This is a genomic window from Nocardiopsis terrae (assembly GCF_014651695.1).
Lineage (GTDB): Bacteria > Actinomycetota > Actinomycetes > Streptosporangiales > Streptosporangiaceae > Nocardiopsis > Nocardiopsis terrae.
Map to the genome: position 1 here is coordinate 789,037 of NZ_BMXJ01000002.1, position 24,401 is coordinate 813,437.

Annotated in this window: 19 protein-coding genes; 7 read left to right on the forward strand and 12 right to left on the reverse strand. The window is 70.6% G+C overall.

The genetic code is table 11. The annotated features are described in order from the left end of the window. Positions 1–2: 2 nt before the first annotated feature. A complete protein-coding gene (locus tag IE195_RS07595; RefSeq protein ID WP_191268823.1) occupies positions 3–446 on the reverse strand; it encodes a protein-tyrosine phosphatase family protein in 444 nt (147 codons plus the stop codon). 98 nt (positions 447–544) lie between these two features. Here IE195_RS07595 and argS point away from each other — a divergent pair, with 98 nt between their 5' ends. Both argS and IE195_RS07605 read left to right on the forward strand, forming a co-directional pair. After that, positions 545–2,290, forward strand: coding sequence for an arginine--tRNA ligase (gene argS, locus IE195_RS07600; RefSeq protein WP_191268825.1), 1,746 nt, complete (start codon positions 545–547; stop codon positions 2,288–2,290). A gap of 333 nt (positions 2,291–2,623) precedes the next feature. Next, the gene (locus IE195_RS07605; protein WP_191268828.1) at positions 2,624–3,229 is read left to right on the forward strand and encodes a YceI family protein; all 606 of its coding nucleotides are present in this window, start codon (positions 2,624–2,626) and stop codon (positions 3,227–3,229) included. 48 nt (positions 3,230–3,277) lie between these two features. On the opposite strand, the gene IE195_RS07610 is transcribed toward IE195_RS07605, so the two are convergent. Next, positions 3,278–4,189 (reverse strand): ribokinase, encoded by a 912-nt coding sequence (locus IE195_RS07610; RefSeq protein WP_191268830.1) that lies wholly within the window; start codon positions 4,187–4,189, stop codon positions 3,278–3,280. Positions 4,190–4,221: 32 nt separating this feature from the next. Next, positions 4,222–5,046 carry an exodeoxyribonuclease III gene (locus IE195_RS07615; protein ID WP_191268832.1) on the reverse strand — a complete coding sequence of 275 codons (825 nt, stop codon included), beginning with the start codon at positions 5,044–5,046 and terminating at the stop codon, positions 4,222–4,224. A gap of 350 nt (positions 5,047–5,396) precedes the next feature. Between IE195_RS07615 and IE195_RS07620 the strand changes: the two genes are divergently transcribed. Genes IE195_RS07620 through IE195_RS07630 form a run of 3 tightly spaced genes read left to right on the forward strand, consistent with a single transcriptional unit; the run spans position 5,397 to position 9,335 of the window. Continuing rightward, complete coding sequence (locus IE195_RS07620) at positions 5,397–7,349, forward strand: acyl-CoA dehydrogenase family protein (RefSeq protein ID WP_191268834.1); 1,953 nt, start codon at positions 5,397–5,399, stop codon at positions 7,347–7,349. Positions 7,350–7,407: 58 nt separating this feature from the next. Further along, on the forward strand, positions 7,408–8,640 hold the full coding sequence (locus IE195_RS07625; protein ID WP_191268836.1) for a winged helix-turn-helix domain-containing protein: 1,233 nt from the start codon (positions 7,408–7,410) through the stop codon (positions 8,638–8,640). Positions 8,641–8,690: 50 nt separating this feature from the next. Continuing rightward, positions 8,691–9,335 (forward strand): hypothetical protein, encoded by a 645-nt coding sequence (locus IE195_RS07630; RefSeq protein WP_191268838.1) that lies wholly within the window; start codon positions 8,691–8,693, stop codon positions 9,333–9,335. A gap of 64 nt (positions 9,336–9,399) precedes the next feature. On the opposite strand, the gene IE195_RS07635 is transcribed toward IE195_RS07630, so the two are convergent. From IE195_RS07635 to IE195_RS07650, 4 genes are all read right to left on the reverse strand, one after another. Continuing rightward, on the reverse strand, positions 9,400–9,876 hold the full coding sequence (locus IE195_RS07635) for a type II toxin-antitoxin system VapC family toxin (protein ID WP_191268839.1): 477 nt from the start codon (positions 9,874–9,876) through the stop codon (positions 9,400–9,402). Next, positions 9,873–10,169, reverse strand: a complete 297-nt coding sequence (locus IE195_RS07640) for a toxin-antitoxin system HicB family antitoxin (protein WP_191268842.1) — start codon at positions 10,167–10,169, stop codon at positions 9,873–9,875. Before IE195_RS07640 ends, IE195_RS07635 begins: the two co-directional genes overlap by 4 nt. 117 nt (positions 10,170–10,286) lie before the next feature. Further along, a complete protein-coding gene (locus tag IE195_RS07645; RefSeq protein WP_191268845.1) occupies positions 10,287–11,429 on the reverse strand; it encodes an acetyl-CoA C-acetyltransferase in 1,143 nt (380 codons plus the stop codon). A gap of 154 nt (positions 11,430–11,583) precedes the next feature. Then, positions 11,584–13,626: an MDR family MFS transporter gene (locus tag IE195_RS07650; RefSeq protein ID WP_191268847.1), complete on the reverse strand. Its 2,043-nt coding sequence runs from the start codon at positions 13,624–13,626 to the stop codon at positions 11,584–11,586. A gap of 206 nt (positions 13,627–13,832) precedes the next feature. On the opposite strand from IE195_RS07650, the gene IE195_RS07655 reads away from it, so the two are divergent. Together IE195_RS07655 and IE195_RS07660 are read left to right on the forward strand one after the other, a co-directional pair. Further along, positions 13,833–14,975, forward strand: coding sequence for an acyl-CoA dehydrogenase family protein (locus IE195_RS07655; RefSeq protein WP_191268849.1), 1,143 nt, complete (start codon positions 13,833–13,835; stop codon positions 14,973–14,975). A 40-nt stretch (positions 14,976–15,015) separates the two neighbouring features. Then, positions 15,016–15,183: a hypothetical protein gene (locus IE195_RS07660; RefSeq protein WP_191268851.1), complete on the forward strand. Its 168-nt coding sequence runs from the start codon at positions 15,016–15,018 to the stop codon at positions 15,181–15,183. Positions 15,184–15,315: 132 nt separating this feature from the next. On the opposite strand, the gene IE195_RS07665 is transcribed toward IE195_RS07660, so the two are convergent. The 5 genes from IE195_RS07665 to IE195_RS07685 form a co-directional block, all read right to left on the reverse strand. Further along, positions 15,316–16,023, reverse strand: coding sequence for an NPP1 family protein (locus IE195_RS07665; protein WP_229826112.1), 708 nt, complete (start codon positions 16,021–16,023; stop codon positions 15,316–15,318). Between the two features lie 361 nt (positions 16,024–16,384). After that, the gene (locus tag IE195_RS07670; RefSeq protein WP_191268855.1) at positions 16,385–18,670 is read right to left on the reverse strand and encodes a SpoIIE family protein phosphatase; all 2,286 of its coding nucleotides are present in this window, start codon (positions 18,668–18,670) and stop codon (positions 16,385–16,387) included. 152 nt (positions 18,671–18,822) lie between these two features. Beyond that, positions 18,823–19,521, reverse strand: a complete 699-nt coding sequence (locus IE195_RS07675) for an iron-dependent transcriptional repressor DtxR (protein WP_191268857.1) — start codon at positions 19,519–19,521, stop codon at positions 18,823–18,825. Positions 19,522–19,945: 424 nt separating this feature from the next. Further along, positions 19,946–20,599, reverse strand: a complete 654-nt coding sequence (gene pdxH / locus IE195_RS07680) for a pyridoxamine 5'-phosphate oxidase (RefSeq protein WP_191268859.1) — start codon at positions 20,597–20,599, stop codon at positions 19,946–19,948. Between the two features lie 22 nt (positions 20,600–20,621). Beyond that, complete coding sequence (locus IE195_RS07685) at positions 20,622–24,269, reverse strand: ABC transporter substrate-binding protein (RefSeq protein WP_191268861.1); 3,648 nt, start codon at positions 24,267–24,269, stop codon at positions 20,622–20,624. Positions 24,270–24,401: the final 132 nt, after the last annotated feature.

Below are 24,401 nucleotides of genomic sequence, written 5' to 3' on the forward strand. Positions count from 1 at the left end.
GTTCAGGGCGTGAAGGCGCGCACGTAGGCCTCCTGTTCCGGGGTCTCCACCGCGTGCGGGGAGTAGTGTTCGCGCACGTAGGACACGGCCTCCCCTGCGGGGAGCCCGTCCAGCACCGCCAGACAGGCCAGCGCCGTCCCGGTGCGACCGCGACCGCCCAGGCAGGCCAGTTCCACCCGTTCCCGCCCTGCCCGTTCGAGGGCCTGGCGGAACCGGGACAGGGTGTCGGCGGGGTCGGCGGGCAGCCCGAAGTCCTCCCAGCGCACCCAGCGGTGCGTCCAGGGGAACGTCGGGGGTTCGTGGTCCAACAGGTACAGGGCGAACTCGGGCCGGGGGCCCTCCGGCAGCGGGTACCCCAGCCCCCGGCCGCGGACGGCTCGGCCCGAGGGCAGCCTCAGCAGCCCGGCGGTCCCCGGCTGCCACGGATCACTCCTCTGATCGCTCACCGGAAGAGGATATCCGGCCGCCGCGGCCCCGTACCGGAGCGGTGCGTCCCGGTAAACGACTGGCGGGAAGGGCACGGCCGGTCGGTAGGCTTGGCACCATGGCCGACCCGCAGGAAGTACTCTCGCGACGGGTCCAGTCCGCTCTCGGCGCCGCCTTCGGCCCCGAGTTCGCCGACACCGACCCCGTCATCCGCCCGTCCCAGTTCGCTGACTACCAGGCGAACGCCGCACTCGCGCTCGCCAAGCGCCTGGGCCGAAAGCCCCGCGAGGTCTCCGCGGCGATCATGGAGCACCTCGACGTGTCCGACGTCTGCCGTGACGTCGAGGTCAGCGGTCCGGGTTTCATCAACCTCACACTGCGCGAGGACTGGATCGCCGACCAGACCCGCCAGCTCCTCGACGACCCCCGCGTGGGCGTGCCCGTGCAGGAGCGCCTGAACATCCCGCTCGACTACTCCGCGCCCAACGTGGCCAAGGAGATGCACGTCGGACACCTGCGCACCACGGTGGTCGGCGACTCCCTGGCCCGGACCCTGGAGTTCCTGGGCCACAACGTCATCCGGCAGAACCACATCGGTGACTGGGGCACCCCCTTCGGCATGCTCATCGAGCATCTGCTGGAGGTCGGTGAGGAGTCCGCCGAGGCCGACCTGCTCACCACCGACCCGAACGCCTTCTACCAGGCGGCCCGGACCAAGTTCGACTCCGCGGGGGAGGACCCGGGCGACTTCGCCGCCCGTGCGCGCCGCAGGGTGGTCGCCCTGCAGGGCGGCGACGAGGAGACGCTGCGCCTGTGGCGCAAGCTGGTGGGCCTGTCCAGGGTCTACTTCAACAAGGTGTACGCCAAGCTCGGTGTGACCCTCGACGACGAGGCCCTGGCCGGTGAGAGCAGCTACAACGCGATGCTCGCCGACGTGTGCGAGGAGCTGGAGGCCAAGGGCATCGCCGAGGTCAGCGACGGCGCCCTGTGCGTGTTCCTGGACGGCTTCACCGGCCGCGAGGACAAGCCGGTGCCGCTGATCATCCGCAAGAGCGACGGCGGCTACGGCTACGCCACCACGGACCTGGCGACCGTCCGGTACCGGGTGGACGACCTCAAGGCCGACCGCATCCTGTACGTGGTCGGCGCCCCGCAGGCCATGCACTTCAAGATGGTCTGGGCCACCGCCCGCAAGGCCGGGTGGCTGCCGGAGGGCGTGGAGACCACGCACGTGCAGATCGGCAACGTCCTGGGCAGCGACGGCAAGATCCTGCGTACCCGCAGCGGCGCGCCGGTCCGGCTGATGGCGCTGCTGGGCGAGGCGATCGAGCGGGCCGCGGCCGTGGTCGCCCAGAACCGCCCCGACCTGGACGCCGAGAGCCAGGCGGAGATCGCCTACAAGGTCGGCATCGGCGCGGTGAAGTACGCGGACCTGTCGGTCTCGCACGACACCGAGTACGTGTTCGACTTCGACCGCATGCTGGCGCTGACCGGCAACACCGGACCGTACCTGCAGTACGCGCAGGCCCGGATCCGGTCCATCTTCCGCAAGGGCGGGGTGGACCCGCAGCGGATCGACGGCCGGATCAGCGTGTCCGAGGGCGCCGAGCGCGAGCTCGCGCTCAAGCTGCTGGGCTTCGGTGCCGTGGTGGCGCAGGTCGGCGACCTCCTCCAGCCGCACCGCCTGTCCACGTACCTGTTCGAGCTGGCGCAGAGCCTCACGGCCTTCTACGAGCACTGCCCGGTGCTGACCGCCGGGACCGACGCCGAGCGCGAGTCGCGGCTGGCGCTGGTCTCCGTGGCGCTGCGCGTGCTGGTCCAGGGGCTGGACCTGCTCGGCGTGGAATCGCCCGAGCACATGTAGCGGGCCGGGCGGGCCGTCCGGGCCCGCCGGCCGGTCGAACCAGGGAGGGCCGGGGCGTCACGCCCCGGCCCTCCCTTCGTGTGTCCGTGCAGCCGATCGCGCGTCCGTGCTGACGGGGTGGCCGGAACCGGCCGTGACCGAAGTCCCCCTGGCTGTCCGAGGCCCTCCGGCGAGGGGTGATCCGCCGCGCCAGAGGCGGTTCCGGGAACTTCCCGGGGAAGGCGAGTCGAATGTCTCTCCGCAGGTCGGAGCGGAATCCGGGGTCGTGGTCAGGGGTCAGACCTAAAGTGTGCTGACCAATGTCTTATATCGGGCAAAAGGGAGTTATCACCCATGACATCCGCTCCGACGAGGTTCGGCCCGGACACCGGTACCTGGCACCTCGACCCGCTGCACTCCAGTCTGATCTTCGTCGCCCACTACCTGCGCTTCGGCCGGGTCCAGGGCGCCTTCGGCCAGGCCGAGGGACAGGTCCGCGTGGCCCAGGACCCCACGCGGTCCTCGGTGGAGGTCGTCATCGACGCGGCGAGCCTCAACACCGGGGTCAACGCCCGCGACGCGCACCTGCGCTCCGCCGACTTCCTGGACGTGGACCACCACCCCCGGATCCGCTTCACCTCCACCGGGGTGGAACCGGTCAGGAGACAGAACTCCTTCCGCCTGCACGGCGACCTCGAACTGCACGGCACGACCGTTCCCGTCGTCCTGAACTCCGAATGGGTCGGTGAAGCCCCCGACCTGGGCTCCCCGGACGACACCCACGGCCACTTCTTCTCCGCCACGACCCAGATCAGCCTGGCCGAATTCGGGGTCGGCGACGGCGGCGGCACCCCCTGGGGCGGCCGTATCGTCGGCGACACCGTCGACATCGTGCTGGAGGTCCGCCTCCAGAACCAGGATCCCGCGCCGTTCCTCGAGCAGATCGGGCACACGCCCTGAGCGCACCGCCCAGAGCACGTGCCCGACCACGCACAGCGGTCCCGCGCCTCAGCCCCTGAGCAGGGCCTCGACCTCGTCCCGCGAGGCCATCGACGAGCTGGCTCCGTGCCGTCCCACGGAGATCGCGGCAGCGGCCGCGGCGAACTCCATCGCCGCACGCGGAGTCCGTCCCTCCGCCCTGGCGACCGCGAACGAACCGCAGAAGGTGTCGCCGGCCGCCGTGGTGTCCACCGCCTCCACCCGACGGGCCGGAACGTGGACCGGCTCCTCGCCCTGGCGCCCGTACAGCGACCCGTCCTCGCCGAGCGTCAGCAGCACCTCGGGAACCCTCTCCAGCAGCGCAGCCAGAGCGGCGCGCGGTTCGGTGTGCCCCGTGATCGCGGCGGCCTCGTGCTGGTTCGGGACCAGGACGTCCACGTTCTCCAGGAGCTCCTCGGGCAGCTCCCGGGCGGGGGCGGGCGTCAGATAGACCGGTACGCCCAGGCTCCGGCCCAGACGGGCACCGGCCACCACCGCGGCCATCGGCAGCTCCAGCTGGAGCAGCAGGGCCGCCGTTCCGCTCACCAGAGCCTCGTCGCCCTCGGCCACCCCGGCCCCGCCGTTGGCGCCGGGTACGACGATGATGCGGTTGCCGCCGCGGCCGTCCACGACGATGTGCGCGATCCCGGACACCCCGGGGACCGTGCGCAGTCCGGTGGCGTCGATCCCGCTCCGGGCCAGGTTGGCACGCAGTTCGGTGCCGAAGGCGTCGTCGCCGACAGCGCCGAGGAAGGCCACATCGGCCCCGGCCCGTGCGGCCGCCACCGCCTGGTTGGCGCCCTTGCCGCCGGGGATCTGCCGGAAGCCGGTGCCGGTGACGGTCTCGCCGCCGTCCGGCACCTCGTCCACGTAGGCCACCAGGTCCATGTTCACGCTGCCGAGGACGGCGAGGCGCGGCGCCGCGCTCGCTTCGGTACTCATCCGGGAACCCGCTTCGCTGCTCACTGTGCCACTCACTTCCTGGGCCGGTCGACCGGCTGGCTGTCGGCACCGTCAAGGGCGACGATGACCGGGGCGTGGTCGGAGGCGCCCTTGCCCTTGCGCTCCTCGCGATCGATGCTCGCGCCGGTCACCCTGGACCGGAGCGCGGGCGAGGCCAGCACGAAGTCGATGCGCATGCCCTTGCGTTTGGGGAAGGCCAGCCCCTTGTAGTCCCAGTAGGTGTACACACCGGGGCCGGGGGTGTGATCGCGCACCACCTCGGCGAAACCGGCGTCGACCAGCCCGGCGAAGGCGGCCCGTTCGGGTTCGGTGACGTGGGTGAGCCCCTCGAAGGCGGCCGTGTCCCACACGTCCTCGTCCTTCGGGGCGATGTTGAAGTCGCCGGTGTAGGCGATCTGCGCCTCGGGGTCACGTGCCAGGCTCTCGGCGCCCGCCTGGCGCAGGGCCTCCAGCCAGCGGAGCTTGTAGGCGTAGTGGGGGTGGTCGACCTCGCGGCCGTTGGGCACGTACAGGCTCCACACCTGGACGCCGCCGCAGGTGGCGGCGATGGCGCGGGCCTCACGCTCCTCGGGGTCCCCGTAGCCGGGCTGGCCGGGGAAGCCGATCCGGACGTCCTCCAGCCCCACGCGCGAGGCGATCGCGACCCCGTTCCACTGGGAGAGGCCGTGGTGGGCGACCTCGTACCCGCGGTCGGTGAAGACCGACTCGGGGAACTGGTGGTCACGGGCCTTGGTCTCCTGGACGGCGAGGACGTCGACCTCGCTCCGGTCCAACCAGTCGCCGATCCGTTCGGCCCTGGCGCGGGCACTGTTCACATTCCATGTCGCGATACGCACAGCCAAAGGCTAGAGGATCGCGCCGACGACCTGGCCGGACACGAAGGAACCCCGGTGCGGCCGTCCTCCGCACCGGGGTTCGGCGACTCCCGGCACATGCACGGTTGGTTTCCGTCGCGCCCCGTTGGACGGCCGACCCACCCAAACGGTTCGCATTGCGCGCAAGGTTTTTCCCCGGAGACGGGGAGAAAATCGCCTGCGGGGCCGTGATCAGGGACTCCGTCGAACCGGACCGCACGGGACGGCGGGGGTCCGACTCGTTGAGGGCAGCGGGCGTCAGATACCACGACCACGGGTACGGCTGTGACACGGACCACATCCGCTATTCCCGCAGTGAGGTGAACGCGCCCATGTCGACGGTCGAACCCGCTTCCGGCACCAACCAGGACCCCGAACCCGAGGTCGACGAACGCAGGGCACGCCAGGTGGCCGAACAGGCCCGGGAGAGCGGCTGGAGCCAGCCCAGCTTCGCCAAGGAGCTGTACCTGGGCCGCCTGCGGCTGGACCTGATCCACCCCCTCACCGAACCCGACGAACCCTCCCGCCGACGCGGTGAGGCCTTCCTCGCCGAACTGCGGCGGGTGTGCGAGGGCATCGACCCCCAGCGGATCGAACTCCAGGAGCGCATCCCCGACGAGACCATCGCGGCCCTGCGCGAGGTCGGCGCGTTCGGAATGAAGATCCCCGCCGAGTACGGCGGACTCGGCCTCACCCAGGTCCACTACAACCGCGCCCTGATGCTGGTCGGCTCCGTCTCACCGGCGATCGGCGCCCTGCTCTCCGCGCACCAGTCCATCGGCGTCCCCCAACCGGTCGCCATGTTCGGTACCGAGGAGCAGAGGAACACCTTCCTCCCCCGCTGCGCCGAAGGCGCGATCAGCGCGTTCCTGCTCACCGAACCGGACGTCGGCAGCGACCCGGCGCGGCTGCGCTGCACGGCCACGCCCGCGCAGGACGGTTCCGAGTACGTGCTGGACGGGGTCAAGCTGTGGACCACCAACGGCGTGGTCGCCGAGCTACTCGTGGTGATGGCCCGCGTGCCCGAGGGCCCCGGCCACCGCGGCGGCGTCACGGCCTTCGTCGTCGAGGGCGACTCGGCCGGGATCACCGTGGAGCACCGCAACCGCTTCATGGGGCTCAAGGGACTGGAGAACGGCGTCACCCGTCTGCACCGGGTGCGGGTACCCGCCGCCAACCGGATCGGCGAGGAGGGGCACGGGCTGCGGATCGCCCTGTCCACCCTCAACACCGGCCGCCTGTCCCTGCCCGCCATGTGCGCGGGCGGAGGCAAGTGGGCCACCAAGGTCGCCCGCGAGTGGGCCCGCGAACGCGTCCAGTGGGGGCGACCGGTGGGCCGACACGAGGAGGTGGCCAAGAAGCTCTCCTTCATCACCGCCACCACCTACGCCATGGAGGCCATGCTGGACCTGTCCAGCCAGATGGCCGACGACAAGCGGCACGACATCCGCATCGAGGCCGCCATCGCCAAACTGTGGGCCTCGGAGATGGCGTACACGATCGCCGACGAACTCGTCCAGGTCCGCGGCGGACGCGGTTTCGAGACCGCCGGATCCCTGGCCGCGCGCGGCGAGCGCGGGGTGCCCGCCGAGCAACTGCTGCGCGACCTGCGGATCAACCGGATCTTCGAGGGAAGCACGGAGATCATGCACCTCCTGATCGCCCGCGAGGCGGTGGACGCGCACCTGTCCGTGGCCGGGGACATCATCGACCCCGACACCAGCCGGTCCGACAAGGCACGCGCCGTGGCCCGGGCGAGCGGGTTCTATGCCAGGTGGCTGCCGACCCTCGTGGTCGGCCGGGGCCAGGTGCCCTCGGCCTTCGCGGAGTTCGGACCGCTCGCCGCCCACCTGCGCTTCGTCGAGCGCTCCTCGCGCAGGCTGGCCCGGTCCACGTTCTACGCGATGTCGCGCTGGCAGGGGAAGATGGAGGTCAAACAGGGCTTCCTCGGGCGTGTGGTGGACATCGGCGCCGAACTGTTCGCGATGAGCGCCGTGGTCGTGCGCGCCCGCGCCGACACGGACGCGCACCCCGAGCGCGGCACCACCCCGTTCGAGCTGGCCGACGTGTTCTGCCACCAGGCCCGGCTCCGGATCGACACCCTCTTCGAGGGGCTGTGGTCCAACACCGACGAGCTGGACGGCAAGCTCGCCCGCCGCCTGATGGACGACTCCTACACCTGGCTGGAGGAGGGCGTCCTGGACCCGTCGCTCCCCGGACCGCTGATCGCCCCGGCCGCGCCCGGCCCCTCCGAGAAGGAGGACCAGCACCGCCGGATGGGCTGACTCCCGCCCCGGGGGTCCTGTTCCAGGGAATGTCGTCGGCTGGGCCTACGGTGATCAGATGCCTGCACCGCACCCCCGCCGCGACGCGGAGTTCTCCCTGTCCCAGGCCCGTCGGATCGCCCTGGCCGCCCAGGGCTTCCACGACCCGCGCCCCGGCTCCGGGCCCACACTCACCCATCTGGCGCGCGTCGTGCGCCGGGTGGGGTTGCTCCAGATCGACAGCGTGAACGTGCTGGCCCGCAGTCAGTACCTGCCCGTGTTCGCCCGGTTGGGCGGCTACGATCCCGCGCTGCTGGACCGGGCCGCCACCACCGCGGCGGGCAACAGCCCGGCGCGGCTGGTCGAGTGCTGGGCGCACGAGGCGAGCCTGGTCCCGCCCGCGACCCACCGCCTCATGCGGTACCGCATGGAACGCAACCGCGCCCAGGAGCGGGTGGGGTGGATGAACGGCATCCGCGAGGACAGGCCCGAACTGGTCAAGGCGGTGCACGAGGAGGTGGCCCGGATCGGTCCGGCCACCGCCCGCGAGGTCGAGGCCGCCCTGGCCCACGACGCGCCGCGCGCCAAGGAGCACTGGGGTTGGAACTGGTCCGAGGTCAAGAAGTGCCTGGAGTACCTGTTCTGGATCGGCGACCTCACCTCCAACGGCCGCAACAGCCAGTTCGAGCGCCGCTACGACCTGCCCGAACGCGTCCTGCCCGCCGAGGTGCACGCACTGCCCCACCCCGCCCCGGAGGAGGCCCACCGCGAGCTGGTGGCGATCGCCGCCCGTGCCCACGGGATCGCCACCGAGCCCGACCTGCGCGACTACTTCCGGCTCAAGGGGAGCGAGTCCCGTGCCGCTGTCGCCGACCTCGTGGACTCCGGGGAACTCGTCCCGGCCACCGTGCGCGGCTGGGGCCGACCCGCCTACCTGCACAAGGACGCCCGCGTCCCCCGCCGGGTGGACGCCCGCGCCCTGCTGAGCCCCTTCGACTCACTGGTGTGGACGCGCGACCGCGCCGAGGAGCTGTTCGGTTTCCGGTACCGGCTGGAGATCTACGTGCCCGCCGCCAAGCGGGTGCACGGCTACTACGTGCTGCCGTTCCTGCTGGGCGAGGAGCTGGTGGCCCGGGTCGACCTCAAGGCCGACCGCGCCTCGGGCACCCTGCTCGCCCGCCGGGTCACCCTGGAGGAGGACGCCCCCGCCGAGACCGTGCCCGAACTGGTGGAGCAGCTGAAGGAGATGGCCGCCTGGCTGGGCCTGGAGAACGGCGTCGGCGGCGAGGGGCTGGACTCCCCCCGGAGGTGATCCGGAAAACGGCCCCGGATGCGCGGGCCGGGTCTGCCATGATCTGGTGCATGCCAGAGATTCCAGACACGGCGAAGAGAGTGGCCCTCCTGCCCGGAGCCGCGACCCTGCTCCTGACCGCTGGTTGTGCCCAGGGCGAGGAGACGGACGAGGCGGCTCCCGAGGTGGAGGCCGCGGTGGAAACGGAGAAGACCGAGGAGCCGCAGCGGGAGTACACCTCCATCCCGGCCGACGGCGAGCTCGCCTGGCTCGTCCCCGAGGACCTTCCGGCGTGGACGGACAGCGGGGGCGGCGAAGAGGGGCTGGCGGTCTTCGTCCGGGACGGGTGCAGCGTCACCCTCAACCTCATGGAGGGGCACGCCAAGCAGTCCGAGGAACTGGACCGCAGCCCCCAGGACAGCGCGCTGCTGTGGCTCACGGTCCCGGGGGACGTGTTCGGCGACGATCTGACCGACACCCCGATCACCCCGCTCGACCCGGTCGAGGTCCCCACCGACGACGGGGAGAGCGTGGAGTTCACCGCCGTGGAGACGGTGAACGAGGAGACGGACGCCGGTTCCCGGGCCGGAGTCCTCTGGCACGGCGACGACGAACTCCGCTTCGCCCAGTCCTGCGGTATGCCCGCCGGCGCCTGGGAGGACGGCCAGGAGCACGTGGACGCCTTCCTCGACGATCTGTTGGTGACGGTCCCCTGAGACGGAACGTGACGCTGGGCCGCGCCCCGGGTCCGGGGTGCGGCCCGGTGCTCGGGGCCCGGGGTCAGACGCGCTCGACGCGGGGGCCGTACGGAGAGGTCTCCTCCGGCAGCGGGGAGAAGCCCTCCATCGCCGCGGCGGCACGCAGGTTCTTGTCGAAGACCGCGCATGAGGTACATCCCGGGTCGGCCGACCGAACGGCCTTGGCGGAGGCGAGCTGCACGGCGTCGTAAGCTCTCAGGCCGTGCACCGCCGTCAGCCGAACCGCCTCCTCCAGGATCTCGGCTGTGACCCTGACCGCTGAGAGGCGCCGCTCCTCACCGGGGGCGCCGAAGTAGTCGGCCTCGAACTCGGCCACCAGGACCCGCGTGTCCTCGGCGCCCAGTTCCCCCATCCTGTGTTTGCGCCAGAGGGCGGCGGGGACTTCGACCCTGGTCATCTGCGACACCACCAGCGGCTGCGCCAGGTCCCGGACGGCCTGGCTGCCGTACTCGTCCGCGTACAGCTTGACCACAGCGGACGTGTCGGCGAAAACGCTCATTCGCGCCCTTCCGCCACGAGGTCCTCCAGCTGGGTTCCCCCGCCCGCCGCCCGGCGGGCCCTCTCGACGGCCTCACGGCTGGGGCGGGAGCGCTGGGTACCCGAGGAGTCCAGCAGCCCGGCCTGCGCGAGCTTGGCACGGACGGCCCGTGCCTCGTCGCCCTCCAGGTCCGGGTCGGTCACCGCCCGCATCACCCGGGTCACGTACTCGTTCAGGCTGACACCGCGGCGTTCGGCAGAGCACTTGACCCTGCGCATCAGCTCTTCTTCGGCTCTCCACGTCATCTGACTCATGACCGCAGCCTAGATGCATGCATGCCTGCAGGCAAGAGTTTTCCCCGCAACCGGCACGGCGCCGGGCCGCACCCCGGATCCGGGGTGCGGCCCGGTGTTCGGGGCCCGGGGTCCGGGTCAGACGCGCTCGATGATGGTCACGTTGGCCTGGCCGCCGCCCTCGCACATGGTCTGGAGGCCGTAGCGGCCGCCGGTGCGGTGCAGCTCGTTGACCAGCTTGGTCATCAGGACGGAACCGGTGGCGCCCAGCGGGTGGCCCAGGGCGATGGCGCCGCCGTTCGGGTTGACCTTGGCCGGGTCCGCGCCGAGCTCGTCGATCCAGGACATCGGGACCGGGGCGAAGGCCTCGTTGATCTCGGTGACGTCGATGTCGTCGATGCTCAGGCCCGCCTTCTCCAGGGCGATCCTGGTGGCCGGAATCGGGGCGGTGAGCATGTAGACCGGGTCGTCGCCGACCAGCGACAGCTGGACGACGCGGGCCAGCGGGGTCAGGTTGTGCTGCTCCACCGCGCGCTCGGAGGCGATGAGCAGCGCGCCGGCGCCCACGGAGACCTGGCTGGCGACCGCGGCGGTGAGCTCCCAGTCCTCGCGCAGCGGCCTGAGCCCGGCCATCTTCTCCAGGGTGGTGTCGGGGCGGATGCCCTCGTCCCCGCCCACCCCGGCGATCGGGGCGATCTGGGAGTCGAAGTAACCGGCCTCCTGCGCGGCGGCGGCGCGCTTGTGGCTCTCCAGCGCGAACTCCTCCAGCTGCTCGCGCTTGTAGCCCCACTTCTCACACATGAGCTGGGCGCCGCGGAACTGGGAGATCTCCTGGAAGCCGTACCGCTCGATCCAGCCCTCGCCGTACAGCGGGAGGTCGTTGTCCACGGCGAACTGGACGTTGGCGCCCATGGGGACCATGCCCATGTTCTCCACACCGGTCGCCACCACCAGGTCCTGGGTGCCGGACATGACGCCCTGTGCGGCGAAGTGGATGGACTGCTGGGAGGAGCCGCACTGGCGGTCGATGGTGACGCCGGGGACGGTCTCGGGAAGGCCGGCGGACAGCCACGCGGTGCGGGCCAGGTCCAGGGCCTGCGGACCGGCCTGGCTGACGACGCCCATGATGACGTCCTCGACCGCCGCCGGGTCGACCCCGGTGCGCTCGACGAGCTCCTTGAGGACGTGCGCCCCCAGGTCCGCCGGGTGCACGGCGGCCAGCGCACCCTTCTTCGTGCCGACGGGGGTGCGTACTGCTCCGACGATGTAGGCCTCGGCCACGGGGTCCTCCAAGGGGCGTGGAATGTGACGTCCTGCTGAACCGAACTGTATTCGGTTTTGGCTTCCTGGCAAGACCCCGCCCCCCGCCTTACGGGCCCCCGCCCAGTTCAGCGCGGTGTTCCCGGCTCGGAAGGCCCACCGCGGCGACGCTGCCTCAGCGCGAACCGCGGTCGAAACGGTGCTGGCCCGAGCGGGGGGCGTCGTCCTCGTCCCCGAGAGTCCCGCCGGTGACCCGCTCCAGGACCTCGACCACGTCCGGGTGCTCCCGGGGGCCGAAGTCGGCGAGCAGTGAGCGCAACGCCGTCCGCTGGGCCTCGTACAGTCTCCGCACGGCGTCCTCGCCCCGCCAGTTGAGCTCCCACGGCTCGCCCTCCTCGACCAGGTAGCCCGCCTCCAGCATCTCCTGGTGGACGTCCCGCCAACGGGAGGCGTCCAGCCCGGACATCCGGACCAGCTCGGCCACGGTCAGCGACCCCCTGACCCCGAGGTGGCTGAGTGCCCAGCAGGCCTCGATGGAGACCTCCAGGCCCGCGGCCTCGCGCAGCCGCGTGTACATGGTCTCCGCCCCCTCGGCACCACAGGCCGCGTAGACCTCGCGCTCCACCTGCTCCATGGCGCTGCGGCCGGGCGAGGCCACCGGGGACACCGCCTCGTTCAGGTCCGGGGCCCTGATGGTGGTGCGCAGCGGAACCTGCCTGAGGAACAGGGCCAGCACCAGTCCGGCCAGGGCGACCGGGACCGCCCACAGGAACACCGTGTCGATGGCGTCGGCGTAGGCGCCCAGGAAGCTCGCCTGGACCTGCGGCGGCAGCCGGTCGACGGCGCTCGGGTCGCTCTCCAGGGCGCTCGGGTCCACCCCCGGCGGGAACTGGACCCGCCCGACGCGGTCGGCCAGGTTCGCGGCGAGCTGGCTGGCGAACACCGCACCGAAGACCGCCGTACCGAAGGAGCCGCCGATCGACCGGAAGAAGGTCGCCGAGGAGGTCGCCACCCCCAGGTCGTCGTAGGAGGCGGCGTTCTGCACCACCACGACCACCACCTGCATCACCAACCCCAGTCCGGAGCCGAGGACGAAGAAGTAGGCGCTCATCTCCAGCATCGAACTGTCCGGCCCCATCCCCGACATCAGGAAGAGTCCTGCCGAGGTGAGCGCCATACCGGCGATCGGATAGACCTTGTAGCGGCCGGTCCGGGTGACCAGGCGGCCGCTGGTGATCGAGGTGAGGAACATGCCCGCCACCATCGGGAGCAGGTGCAGGCCCGAGGCCGTCGGCGAGAGTTCGTGGACGACCTGGAGGAACAGCGGCAGGAACGCCATCGAACCCATCATCGCGAAGCCCACGCAGAAGCCGATGGCCATGGCGACGGCGATGGTCGGGTCGCGGAACAGGCTGAGCGGCATGACGGGGTCGCTCGCCCGGCGGGCGGTGAGCCACCAGCCGACGCCCAGGACCAGACCACCCGCGGCCAGGGTGATGATCTGCCAGGACAGCCAGGAGTAGACACCGCCGCCCCAGGAGGCCACGAGGGTGAGGCAGACGGCGGTGGCGGCGAGCAGCACGATGCCCGCGTAGTCGATGTTCCGGCGGCCGACCGGGACCTGCCGGGGCAGTACGGCCAGGACGGTCAGGAAGGCGATCAGCCCCAGCGGAAGGTTCACGTAGAACACCCACCGCCAGGACAGGTGGTCCACGAACAGGCCGCCCAGCAGGGGTCCGGCCACACTGGAGATACCGAAGACCGCCCCGAACAGGCCCTGGTACCTGCCGCGTTCCCTCGGTGAGACGACGTCGCCGATGAGCGCCGAGGCGAGCACCATGAGTCCGCCGCCGCCGATCCCCTGGAACCCCCTGGCCAGCACCAGTTGGAGCATGTCCTGCGCCATACCGCACAGCGCCGAGCCCAGGAGGAAGATCGCGATGCACCACAGGAACAGCCTCTTGCGGCCGAACTGGTCGCCGAGCTTGCCCCAGAGCGGGGTGCTGGCGGTGACGGCGAGCAGGTAGGCGGTGATCACCCAGGACAGGTGGTTGAGGCCGCCGAGGTCGGAGACGATCGTGGGCAGGGCGGTGGAGACGATGGTCTGGTCCAGCGCCGCGAGCAGGACGGTGAGCATGAGGGCGGTCATGATCAGCGCGATCCGCCCTCCGCGGTACTCGCTCCGGTCCCGCTGGTCGGCCGTACTCTCCCTGGCCATCGAATCGCCTCCCCCTGGTCGGGCCGTGCCCGGATCGCCGACGACCCCGCTGCGGCCAGACTAGGAACCCGACCCTGCCAGACCACCGGGAACCGCCCATCCGACCAGGAACTTTGCCCCGGCTTGCCCCCGTCTCTTCAAAACCGAATTCGATTCGGTTACCGTGTGGGAACACCAGTGATCCCCGACACCCTCCGGAGCAGCGCATGAAGCGGGAACTCTTCGACGCCGACCACGACCTCTTCCGCGAATCGGTGGCCGAGTTCCTCAAGAGGGACGTGGCTCCCTTCCACGACCAGTGGGAGAAGGACGGCATCGTGCCCCGCGAGGTGTGGGTCAGGGCGGGCCGGGTCGGCCTCCTCGGTCACGGTGTCCCAGAGGAGTTCGGCGGCACCGGGCTGCACGACTACCGTTACAACCAGATCGTCAACGAGGAGATCTGCCGAGCACACGCCAGCGGGCTGGGCATCACCCTGCAGAACGACGTGATGGCGCCGTACATGGTGGGGCTGACCAACGACGAACAGAAGGGGCGCTGGCTGCCCGGCTTCGCCAGCGGCGAGCTCATCACCGCCATCGCGATGACCGAACCCGGCACCGGCAGCGACCTCCAGGGGATCAGGACCTCCGCGGTCCGCGACGGGGACGAGTTCGTCCTCAACGGCAGCAAGACCTTCATCACCAACGGCATCAACGCCGACCTGGTGATCGTGGTCTGCCAGACCGACCCCGAGGCCGGGGCGCAGGGCTTCTCACTCCTCGCCGTGGAGCGGGACATGCCCGGCTTCGACCGGGGCCGCAACCTCGACAAGATCGGCATGAAGGCCCAGGACACCGCCGAGCTGTTCTTCGACAACGTGCGCGTCCCGGCCGCCAACCTGATCGGCACCGAGGGCCAGGGCTTCATCCACCTGCTCCAGAACCTTCCCCAGGAACGGCTGTCCATCGCCACCTGTGCGGTCGCCTCGGCCGACCAGATGCTCCAGCACACCATCGACTACTGCCGGGAGCGCACCGCCTTCGGCCGTTCGATCGGGCGCTTCCAGAACACCCGTTTCGTCCTGGCCGAGTTGGCGACCGAGGTGGACCTGGGCCGCACCTACGTCGACCGGGGCGTCGAGCTGCTCAACAAGGGTGAACTGACCGTCGAGGACGCCGCCAAGGCCAAGTGGTGGACCACCGAGATGTGCAACCGGGTCATGGATCGGTGCCTTCAGCTTCACGGCGGGTACGGGTACATGATGGAATACCCCGTGGCACGGGCATGGCAGGACACCCGGGTCCAGACGATCTACGGTGGCACCACCGAAATCATGAAGGAGATCGTGGGCCGGGGCCTGGGCCTGTAAGGGCGTGTAGGACCTCCCCCAACCCCGAAGGGTCCGGATCATGAGCGGAGCGTGGGACGGCCTCATCGTGATGGGGCTGCTGGTGGTACTGCTCGTCATCGCCGTGCGCAAGCTCCGGCCGAGGATCCATATCCCCTGGGCGACCAGCGGCATCGTGGTCTTCTTCATCTTCGTCTGCCTGCTGCTGTGGGCCTGGTCCAACCGCTGAACCCACACCGAAGGCCCGCCGCCCCGAGGGGTGGCGGGCCTTGACGGCGCCCGGAGGGAGAGCTGGGCCCGGTGGACGGTCCGAAGGCGGGTAAGGACCGGACGGCCGGACCCGGCCGTGGTGGTCAGGGGATCAGGGGGCGTACGGGGCGAAGTCGACGCCGTCGGGGAGCGCCCTGGCCAGGGCGCCACCGAACCGGTCGTCCCTGAGGTCGAGCTGGGCCGACCCGTAGTCGGCCGTCACGAAGACGTCCCGGACGCCCTCGGGATAGCCCTCCCAGCCCACCAGGTCCGGGTACTGCCACTCACCGTGGTGGTTCTCCGGCGGGTCGTCGTGAGGGGCGGCGAACCGGAAGGCGTGGGTCGAGAGGCCGTCCTTGTGGTAGACGATCTTGGGGTGGGTGCCCTCCCACAGGACGTCCTCGGCGGCCCGGGTGTCGTAGTCGCCGTGGGCGGAGGCGGACACGTACCGGGCCTCGTCGTCGAGCACCCACACGACGACGTGTTCCAGGTCGTGCCGGTGGCCGCAGCAACCGGGCAGGACCTGGTCCTTCTCGAAGTAGAGCGCGTACATGTAGGCGCACCACCCGCTGCCGTCACAGCTGGCACGGGAATAGGAATTGGTGTTGTCCAGGTCGGACCGGTCCCGGCAGTTTCCGTTCAACGCCCCCGAGGTCTTGAGCCCTCCGGCGACACTTCCGCCCGGACCGACAGCCGGGGTGGAATAGCAACCGTCCGTGTCGTAGTCGAAGGCGGGCTGCCATTTCGCCTCGGCCTCGGACGAATTCGCAGGAAGAGCGGGGGGAGGCGCCGCGAAGGCCGGGGTGGCGAGTGCGATCACCAGGCCTAGCGCCCCGAGGAGGGAGACACCACCGCGCAGACCGGACCCCAACAGGGAACGACTGGATCCCGAGGACCTATCGGGACTTTGTTCCATGAAGGGATCCGGGGAACCCGGAACCGATTTCAAACCCCCGGAAGACAATGCACGCACCACCATTCGAGCAGCCGGATCGACCCTTTACCACTGGATAAAGTAACCAGCCGACTACAGGCGAGCAAGGAGGGTTCGCTGCATTTTTTTTCGCAGGCCGAAACGGGTTTACGGCGGCACGGTCCCCGACCAGGGAAAAGGACCCGGAACGGAGCGGCCGGCCTCGGATGACGACGAAGGAGGGGGCGCGGCCCGGCGGGGCCGCCGCCTACTCCTCGTCGTCCTTCTCCGCCTCTTCGACCCCGGCGTCGCCGTGCATGGGCATCTCGAACCAGACGGCCTTGCCGTCCGGGGTGGGCCGGGAGCCCCAGCGGCTGGCGAGCTGCTCGACCAGGTACAGACCGCGACCGCCCTCGTCGTCGGCGGCGGCGCTGCGGATCCGGGGCAGGCGCAGGTCGTGGTCGAAGACCTCCACCCACACGGCGCTGGCCCCCCGGCGGAGTCGGAGCAGGAACTCCTTGTCCCCCGGGTCGTCGCTGGACTCGTCCTCCTCGGCGACCGCCTCCAGCAGGTCGCTCCAGTCCTCGTCGAACTCGTCGGCCGCACCGCCCGGGTCGAGCGGGGACTCCGAGTCCAGGACACCGCTACCGGTGAACTCCCGGTGCACCGGGTGCGGGGTGGCGTGGATGACCACGTTGGTGACGATCTCCGAGACCAGCAGGCAGGCCAGTTCGGCCTGGTCGCGGTCGACGCCCCAATCCTTGAAGGTGTCGGCAGCCAGGTGCCGGGCCGCACCCACCGTGGACGCCTCCGAGGGGAACCAGCCCTCGCGCAGGGCGAGCTCCTCGGAGTGGGTGCGCACGACCAGGAGCGCCGTGTCGTCGTCCAGTTCACCCGGAACGCTGTGCACCGCGGCCTCGGCGATCTGTTCCACGTCCTTGTCGGCGACCTCGGCGACCCGTTCTGTCAGCCGGGCCAGCGCGCGCTCGGGGTCGGCCCTCCCGCCGACAGGTCGCCGGTCCACCATGCCGTCGGTGTACATCACCAGGGTCGCACCCAGGGGCAGACGCAGGTCGGCCTGGTGGTAGACGATGTCCTCACCGGAGCCGCCCCTGGCGCGCACGCCCAGCATGCGGTCGGTGACCTCCAGGTCGAGGGCGTCAACCGACTCCGACGTGATGAGCAGCGGGGAGGCGTGTCCCGCGTTGGCGTAGGACAGCTCCCGGGACCAGGCGTCGTAGACCATGTAGAGGCAGCTGACGCTGGGGATCCAGACACCGCCGTTCCCGTCGGGGGTGCCGAGCTGGCGTACCCACTCGTCGAGTTCGCGCAGGATGTCCGCGGGCTCCCGGTCGGCCTGGGCGAAGGCGCGCAGGGCGGCACGCAACTGCCCCATGACGGCGGCGGCGTGCGGGCCCCGCCCCTCGACGTCGCCGATGACGAGGCCGACGCGGCCCGCGGAGAGCGGGATCGCGTCGTAGAAGTCGCCGCCGACCTGGGTCTGGACGCCGTGCCCGTGGGCCTGGAGCGGGCCGGCGGGCAGGTAGCGGTGGGCCAGGGTCAGCCCGTCCAGGGGCGGGAAGTGGCTGGGCAGCAGACTGTTCTGGAAGGCGAGCGCGGTACTGCGCTCCTCCTCGAAGAGGCGGGCGTTGTCGATGGCCAGCGCGACCCTGGAGGCGATGGCGCCGACCAGGTCCCGGTCGAAGCCGCCGTAGGTGCTCTTCTGCCGGGGCGAGAGGCCGGACAGCGCCAGGGTGAGCACACCGAGGACCTCGCCCCGGGCCCGCAGCGGGGCGGCGATGGCGGAGGTGACGCCGACCTGCCGGGAGACCCGGTCGGAACGGTCGTTGGGTGAGTTCTCGTAGAGGTAGTCGCTGCTGACGACGGTCTCCAGGCGGCGCATCGCCTGGGTGACGAAGTGGCGTTCGGGGTAGCGGACCTCGTCGCCGACGTCGAACCAGGTCCGGGGCGGCGGGGACCAGCCCTCGGCGTGCACGGAGACCTGTCTGACCAGGCGGTCGTGGTCGTAGAGGTCGATGAAGCAGTGGTCGGCGAACTGGGGCACCAGGATCCCGGCCACACCCTTGACCGTGGAGTCGAACTCCAGCGAACTGGCCAGGCGACTGCCGATCCGTTCGAGCAGGCCGTACTGTTCCTCGACCCGGCCGCTGCGCAGGGCCTCGCGGGCGATCAGGGCGATGCCGTCGATCTCGCCCGCGTTGTCGTGCATGGGCACCGCCTGGGCCCGTACGTGGATCCAGGTGGAGTCGCCCTTGAGCACGGCGAAGGTGCCCTCCCAGGGTTCGCCGCGCAGGACGCGGCGGGCCAGCTGGGAGGCGTGTTCGCGGTCGGACTCGTGGATGCCGATGTCCAGCAGGGACAGGCCGACGTAGTCGCGTCCGCCGACGAACCCGAAGAGTTCGCGCGCGTACGGGTTCCAGTAGCGAAGGAGGCTGAACCGGTCGATGACGACGATGGCGATCTGGGCCTGGTCGACGACCTCGGCCTTGGCTAGCGCGCCGCTCTCCCGGAAGGGCTCACCCCACCGTGTCATCTAGCCGCCACCTCGCCGTCATGAGCTGCGCACATGCCCGCTCCGGGTACTCCGAACGACCGCACCTTGGGGCGAGCGTAGCAACACCGCCAATGTTCCCGCAGCGCAATGAGACAATCCCGATGAGCAACCAATCAACGTGTACGGACGTTTCACGGCTTGGCGACGAAGATGTGCCCCGCGACGTCGGCGGGGATCTCGGTGTCCTCACCTTCGCCGATGACGCGCACTCCGTCGTCCGAAGCTCGCAGTACGACTTCCTGCCCCGGTTGTACCCCGGATTTGCGCAAGGTGAGCATGATGTCGGCGTCCGGCTGGAGTTGTTCACTGATGCGGCGCACGGTGACGGTGCTCTCCGTCTTCGAGACCGCGTCGATCATCGGCACGATGGAGTCGTCGGTGAACGGCTCGGGTGCGTAACCCTCCAGGCCGAGCTCCTCCAGACCGGGGATCGGGTTGCCGTGCGGGCACACCGACGGGGCGTTGAGCAGCGTGACCAGACGCTCCTCCACGGCCTCCGAGATGACGTGCTCCCAGCGGCAGGCCTCGATGTGGACGTCCTCCCAGGGCAGCCCGATGACGTCGACGAGCAGGCGCTCGGCGAGCCGGTGCTTGCGCATGACGTGGGTGGCCAGCCTGCGTCCCTCGGCGGTCATCACCAGGTGTCGGTCGTTCTCGACCCGCAGCAGGCCGTCACGCTCCATCCGGGCGACGGTCTGGCTCACCGTGGGGCCGCTCTGGTGCAGGCGTTCGGCGATGCGGGCCCGAAGCGGGACGATGCCCTCCTCTTCGAGCTCGAAGACCGTACGGAGGTACATCTCCGTGGTGTCGATCAGCCCGTGTGCGGTCAAGACTCCCCTCCCAAGGCTCTGCGCCCGGCGCGCGGTCACGGCGGGCACGGCAGGTCTCTCACAACACAGGCCGGGACCACGTGATTCCCTGGGGCCGAGTGGGGACCGGGGCGTCCGCAGGACCGCGGGAGCGACCACCGATACGCCAAGCATATCGCGGTGCGACGGGCCTGGTTTTCGACGCCGTCTCACAATGCGGACACACTCGGCCCGGGCGACCCCGGCCGGGCAAGGGTCCGAGGTCACAGGCGTGCAGGGTATCTGGTTGAAACGTGAATTATCCAAAAGACCCTTGCGGATCTCCCCCGCAGGCCCCATCATCCCTCGGACCCGCCCGAGACGCGACCAACGTCACCCCCGGCCGACCGGTCCCCGCGCCGCTGACCGACCGGACACGGCCGGCCGTGGTTCCCCGGACCGCGCCTCAGGGCGCCAGGCGCTCGATCTCCCAGCCGCCGTCCTCGACCAGCAGGTAGCGGAAGCGGTCGTGCATGCGGTCCTCACCGCCCTGCCAGAACTCCACCTCCGAGGGGAAGAGCCGGAAACCGCCCCAGTAGGCGGGCCTGGGGATGGATTCGTCCGCGGCCCACACCGAATCGAACTCGTGGAAGAGGCGGTCCAGTTCGGCCCGGTCCGCGACCGGTCGGGACTGGCGTTCGCTCGCCCAGGCCCCCAGCTGGGAGCCGCGCGGGCGGGAGGCGAAGTAGAGGTCGTTCTCCTCGTCGCCGAGCCGCTCCACCCGGCCCGCGAACAGGACCTGACGGCGGATCGCGTGCCAGGGGAAAACCACGCACGTGCGGGGGTCGGCGTCCAGCGCCCGGGCCTTGCGCGAGGTGTAGTTGGTGAAGAAGCGCAGCCCCGAACTGTCGTAGCCCTTCATCAGCACCGTGCGCGAGCGCGGCATCCCGGAGGGCTCCACCGAGGACAGCACCATCGCGTTGGGTTCGGCGAGACCCGATTCACAGGCCTCGTCGAACCACAGGTGGAACTGCGTCATCGGCAGGTCGGCGAGACCGGAACGGCGCAGAGGTTCACCCATGTACGGTTTCCGCAGTTCGGCAGGGTTCTGGTGATCCACACGACGCATACTCTCACGCCGGTCATCGCGCACCTTCGGGGAGCACGGGCAGACACTGGGCACCAGGTTCGGCGGTGTCGGCGTTGCGCATCCCGCACCGCTGGACGACGTGCTGGCGCTGCCGCTCACCGGTCTCGGGGTTGCGCACCGCCGGGCCGACCAGCACCAGCTGCACCATCCGGCCGTCGAACCAGTTGCCGTCGTTGTCGGCGTCGAACTCGATGTAACCGGAGACCCCGGTGAGGTTGCCGGTGCCCTTGACCGCGCCGTGCAGCAGGTCGCGCTGTTCCTCGTACTGTTCCCGGGTCCGCAGGTACGGGTGCCGGTCCAGCCCGATCCACCGCAGCGGGCTCTTCGCCGACAGCTCCTCCCGGGTCAGACCGGTGACCGGAAGCGCCTCGGAGACCACGAGGAGGGCGTCGCTGGCCACGGCGGCGTGCGCGATCGACGGCAGGTCCGCCTTGGGCGCCAGGACCACCTCCCCGTCCTCGTCCTCCTTCTCGTACAGGTCACCCACCAGGGTGTCGATGTCCTCGTAGAACCCCTGGTCGCTGCCGCCCGCGTCGTTCCCCGGGCCGCCCCAGGGGCCGCTGGGCGCCAACGGCGTGTAGAACACCGAGTGGTGGTCGGCGTTGCTGCCGATGAGCCCCTCCTCGTCGGAGACGAACTTGGAGATGTCGTCACCGCCGAGGATGGTCATGTGCCCGTCGACGCAGTCCTGGCCGCCGGTCCGGATGAACCTGCGGTAGAAGCCGGTGAAGTCGTCGGAGCGGCCCGCGTAGTAGAGCAGGTCCGGCGGGTCGTCGTCGGTGCACAGGCGTTCCAGCTGCTCCGCGTAGGTGGTGTCGGTCTCCGGGTCGCCGGTCTGGTAGAGCAGGACGCCCTCGCCGTCGTACTCGTCGCCGTCGAGCCCCTCCGCGCCCTCCCACACGGTGCCGCCGCCCTCCCGGAAGGCCGCGATGAACTCCCTCGCCAGGTGCGGACCGTACTGTTCGTGCTTGCCGCCCTCGGCGTCGGTCTGGGCGCTGGCGATGGCCACGGCGGTCCGGTGCGGTTCGAGCCCGCGCTCCACCCCGTCGGTCCCGCTCCAGGGCACCCCCTGTCTGGCCCAGTGGGCGGCCTGCTCCGCGACACGTGTGTTGGCCGGGGCGATCGGGAAGTAGAACTCGCTGTGCTCCCGCGCGCCGTACTGGGCGACGTCGTCGAAGGTGGCGGTGGTCCCCACCATGGGGATCGAGGCCTCGCCCACCTTCCGGATGGCGCGGCTGTTGGGGACGACGCTGTGGCCGAACCCGACGGCGGCGATCGGGCGGTCCATGCCCAGCCCCTCGTCCTCGGCACGGTCCACGATCTCCTGGGCGGTCACCAGGGAGTGCTCCCAGTCCCGCCCCGCGTTGCCGATGAGGAGTTTGATCCGGGGGTACCTCGCCTCCTTGATCCGGTTGTGCTCGCGCTGCTGGTACGCGAGCCCCAGGAGTTCGCCCTGACCGCCCGCGAGGGTGGGGTCGGCGGGGTCGGCGACATTCAGTTCGGCGATGTGGGCGATGGTGACGTAGGGGTCCCCGCTGGCGCTCACCGCCTCGTTCTGTTCGCGGATGAGCTCGGTGACCTCCTCCAGCCGGTCGTGGAACACGAAGTCGCCGAAGGTGACGCCGACGCACTGCCTGCCCACGCGCGTGATGCCGTCGGGCTGGCTGACCCCGTCCTGGACACAGGGGTTGCGCGCCTGCGCCACCGTGGGCAGGAAGACCACTCCGAACAGGAGCAGGACGGCGGTGGTGCCCGCGACCCCGGCGGTCCACACCCCGGCGAGGGTCGGTCCGTTCAGCACCCACTCGGGGGTCCCCCGCCGGGTGTGCCACCGGCCGCCCCCTGGCAGCGGCCCGACGCGCTGGGTGATGACTCGTTCGGCACCGAGAACCCCGGCCAGGTAACGGCGCTGGGTCCACTCCCGGATCAGCGAGGACGCCTTCTCCTTCTCACTCTCATCAACGTCTTTCCTTTCCTTGTTCCCGGTGCTGGTGAACTCGGGCAGGGTTCTACCGGGGATGGCGCCGACGGCGCCACCCACCAGCGGGGGGAGTTCGGAGTCGCGTACCTGGACCAGAAGCAGGGGGTCGGGGAAGGCCCTGCGCAGGCGCTCCGACTCGATCAGCCAGACCAGGTAGCGGCCGACCCGGTCCAGACGCCGCTGGTCGTAGACGAGCACCGGCCGTGCCCCGGTCCGGCGGCGGAGGCCGCGGCGGCCCGCTCCGTAGGCCCGGTGAAGGTCGTCCAACAGGGCGTTGACCGCGATCTGGTGGGTGCCGGGCGGACCACCCGGCTTGTCGATCCGCCCCTTGTCCTGCTTGGGGTTGTTGAGCTGGTTGAGGAGGTGGACGCCGCGTGCGCGATGGCGGCGTGTGTAGCCCTGGTCGGTGCTGTTATCGGAGCCGTCCTGACCCTTCTGGCCCAGGAGGTAGCGGTGGTGGTTCAGCCACAGGTAGGGGCGCCAGGGCCGGAAGAAGAAGAACACGGTGAGCAGGTAGACGGTGACCAGCAGCGCGCCGACCAGGACCGAGACCAGCTCGTTGACCTGCTGGGCGGCCAGTCCCACGAACGCGAAGGGGGCCGCCGTGACCACCAGGGAGACGACGAAGGCCAGCGGGGTGAGGATCTTCTCGTCGAGAGATCCGAAGGTGGCTTTTCCCGAGGCCCGGGTGACCATGCGGGAGGTCCTGGCCGCGCTGCTGGCGAGGTTGCGCCAGTAGACCACGAAGCGGCTGCGGGCCAGTTCCCAGCGGCTGGGCGCCACCACGGACTCCGGCTCGTCGGCGGCCCGTACCACGCGCTCCACGAGGTCGTCCCTGCGCTTGCGCGCGCTCTCCAGACGGACCTGGCGCAGCGCGTTGATCACCTCCACCTGGGCGTTGCTGGTGTTCAGGATGGTGTCGTGATCGAGATCGATCTCGGGGAGCTCGCTCCGGATTTTCTTGAGGTCGCAGCGCCGGAGCCACAGCAGGGAGCGAACCCGGGAGAACCGGGGCGGGGGCGGGGGCTTGCGTCCGCGCGGCGGCCCGGGAGGCTCGTCCATCCACGCGAACCCGCCGTCCACCAGCCGTTCCAGGAGGTCGTACAGCTCCTTGGTGGTGACGTCGGTGTCCACGTCCTCGGCGGCCCGCGCGGTGTCCCGGTCCCTCTCCGGGCGGGGCGGTCGCGGGGGCGGTGGGGCCGTGGTGTCCATGGCTCGGGCCCACCAGGGCCAACGCCGCCCCCTGCCAGCAGAGGGGGCATCACGGCGTCGGGGTTCGCCGATGTGCCGGGGCCCCTGGCCGTCACGGAGCTCACGGGCGCCGGAGGGATCATGGGCGGTCTGGGCGGCGTCTTCGGGGAGCCCTTCCGGCAGCAGCCACACGGGGCCGACGGCGCTCGCGCGCACCAGCATGCGCTGGACGGCGGCTCGGTCGGCGGGGCGTTCGGCGACCACGTCCAGGACGGGCGGTGGTTCGGCGATGTCACCGCGCTGGAGCTCGCCCTTCTCGGCGGGACGCCGCCGGGCCACCCTGCGCTCCATCCTCCGGAGCCTGGTGTGACTGGCCCGCGAGGGGCGTCGTCGCAGGGCCTCGAAGACCCGGATGAAGGTGGGTCTGTCCGGCTGCTCCTTCTGGGTGCCGGGTGTCTGGTCGGACACTCGAAAGATCCCTCCGCGGTCGTGTCGTACTCGTCCCCCCGACAGCCGCCCCATTAGACAGCAGAAGGGACCCGAGGTTCATCCCTTTTGCCGGAATTAACGCTGACCTATACCGGCCAGAACCGCGCCTGT

Bases quoted from the DNA above. Each gene is read 5' to 3' on its own strand.
- argS (WP_191268825.1), top strand. From the start codon at position 545: ATGGCCGACCCGCAGGAAGTACTCTCGCGACGGGTCCAGTCCGCTCTC.
- IE195_RS07605 (WP_191268828.1), top strand. From the start codon at position 2,624: ATGACATCCGCTCCGACGAGGTTCGGCCCGGACACCGGTACCTGGCAC.
- IE195_RS07610 (WP_191268830.1), bottom strand. From the start codon at position 4,189: ATGAGTACCGAAGCGAGCGCGGCGCCGCGCCTCGCCGTCCTCGGCAGC.
- IE195_RS07620 (WP_191268834.1), top strand. From the start codon at position 5,397: ATGTCGACGGTCGAACCCGCTTCCGGCACCAACCAGGACCCCGAACCC.
- IE195_RS07625 (WP_191268836.1), top strand. From the start codon at position 7,408: ATGCCTGCACCGCACCCCCGCCGCGACGCGGAGTTCTCCCTGTCCCAG.
- IE195_RS07630 (WP_191268838.1), top strand. From the start codon at position 8,691: ATGCCAGAGATTCCAGACACGGCGAAGAGAGTGGCCCTCCTGCCCGGA.
- IE195_RS07635 (WP_191268839.1), bottom strand. From the start codon at position 9,876: ATGAGCGTTTTCGCCGACACGTCCGCTGTGGTCAAGCTGTACGCGGAC.
- IE195_RS07640 (WP_191268842.1), bottom strand. From the start codon at position 10,169: ATGAGTCAGATGACGTGGAGAGCCGAAGAAGAGCTGATGCGCAGGGTC.
- IE195_RS07650 (WP_191268847.1), bottom strand. From the start codon at position 13,626: ATGGCCAGGGAGAGTACGGCCGACCAGCGGGACCGGAGCGAGTACCGC.
- IE195_RS07655 (WP_191268849.1), top strand. From the start codon at position 13,833: ATGAAGCGGGAACTCTTCGACGCCGACCACGACCTCTTCCGCGAATCG.
- IE195_RS07660 (WP_191268851.1), top strand. From the start codon at position 15,016: ATGAGCGGAGCGTGGGACGGCCTCATCGTGATGGGGCTGCTGGTGGTA.
- IE195_RS07670 (WP_191268855.1), bottom strand. From the start codon at position 18,670: ATGACACGGTGGGGTGAGCCCTTCCGGGAGAGCGGCGCGCTAGCCAAG.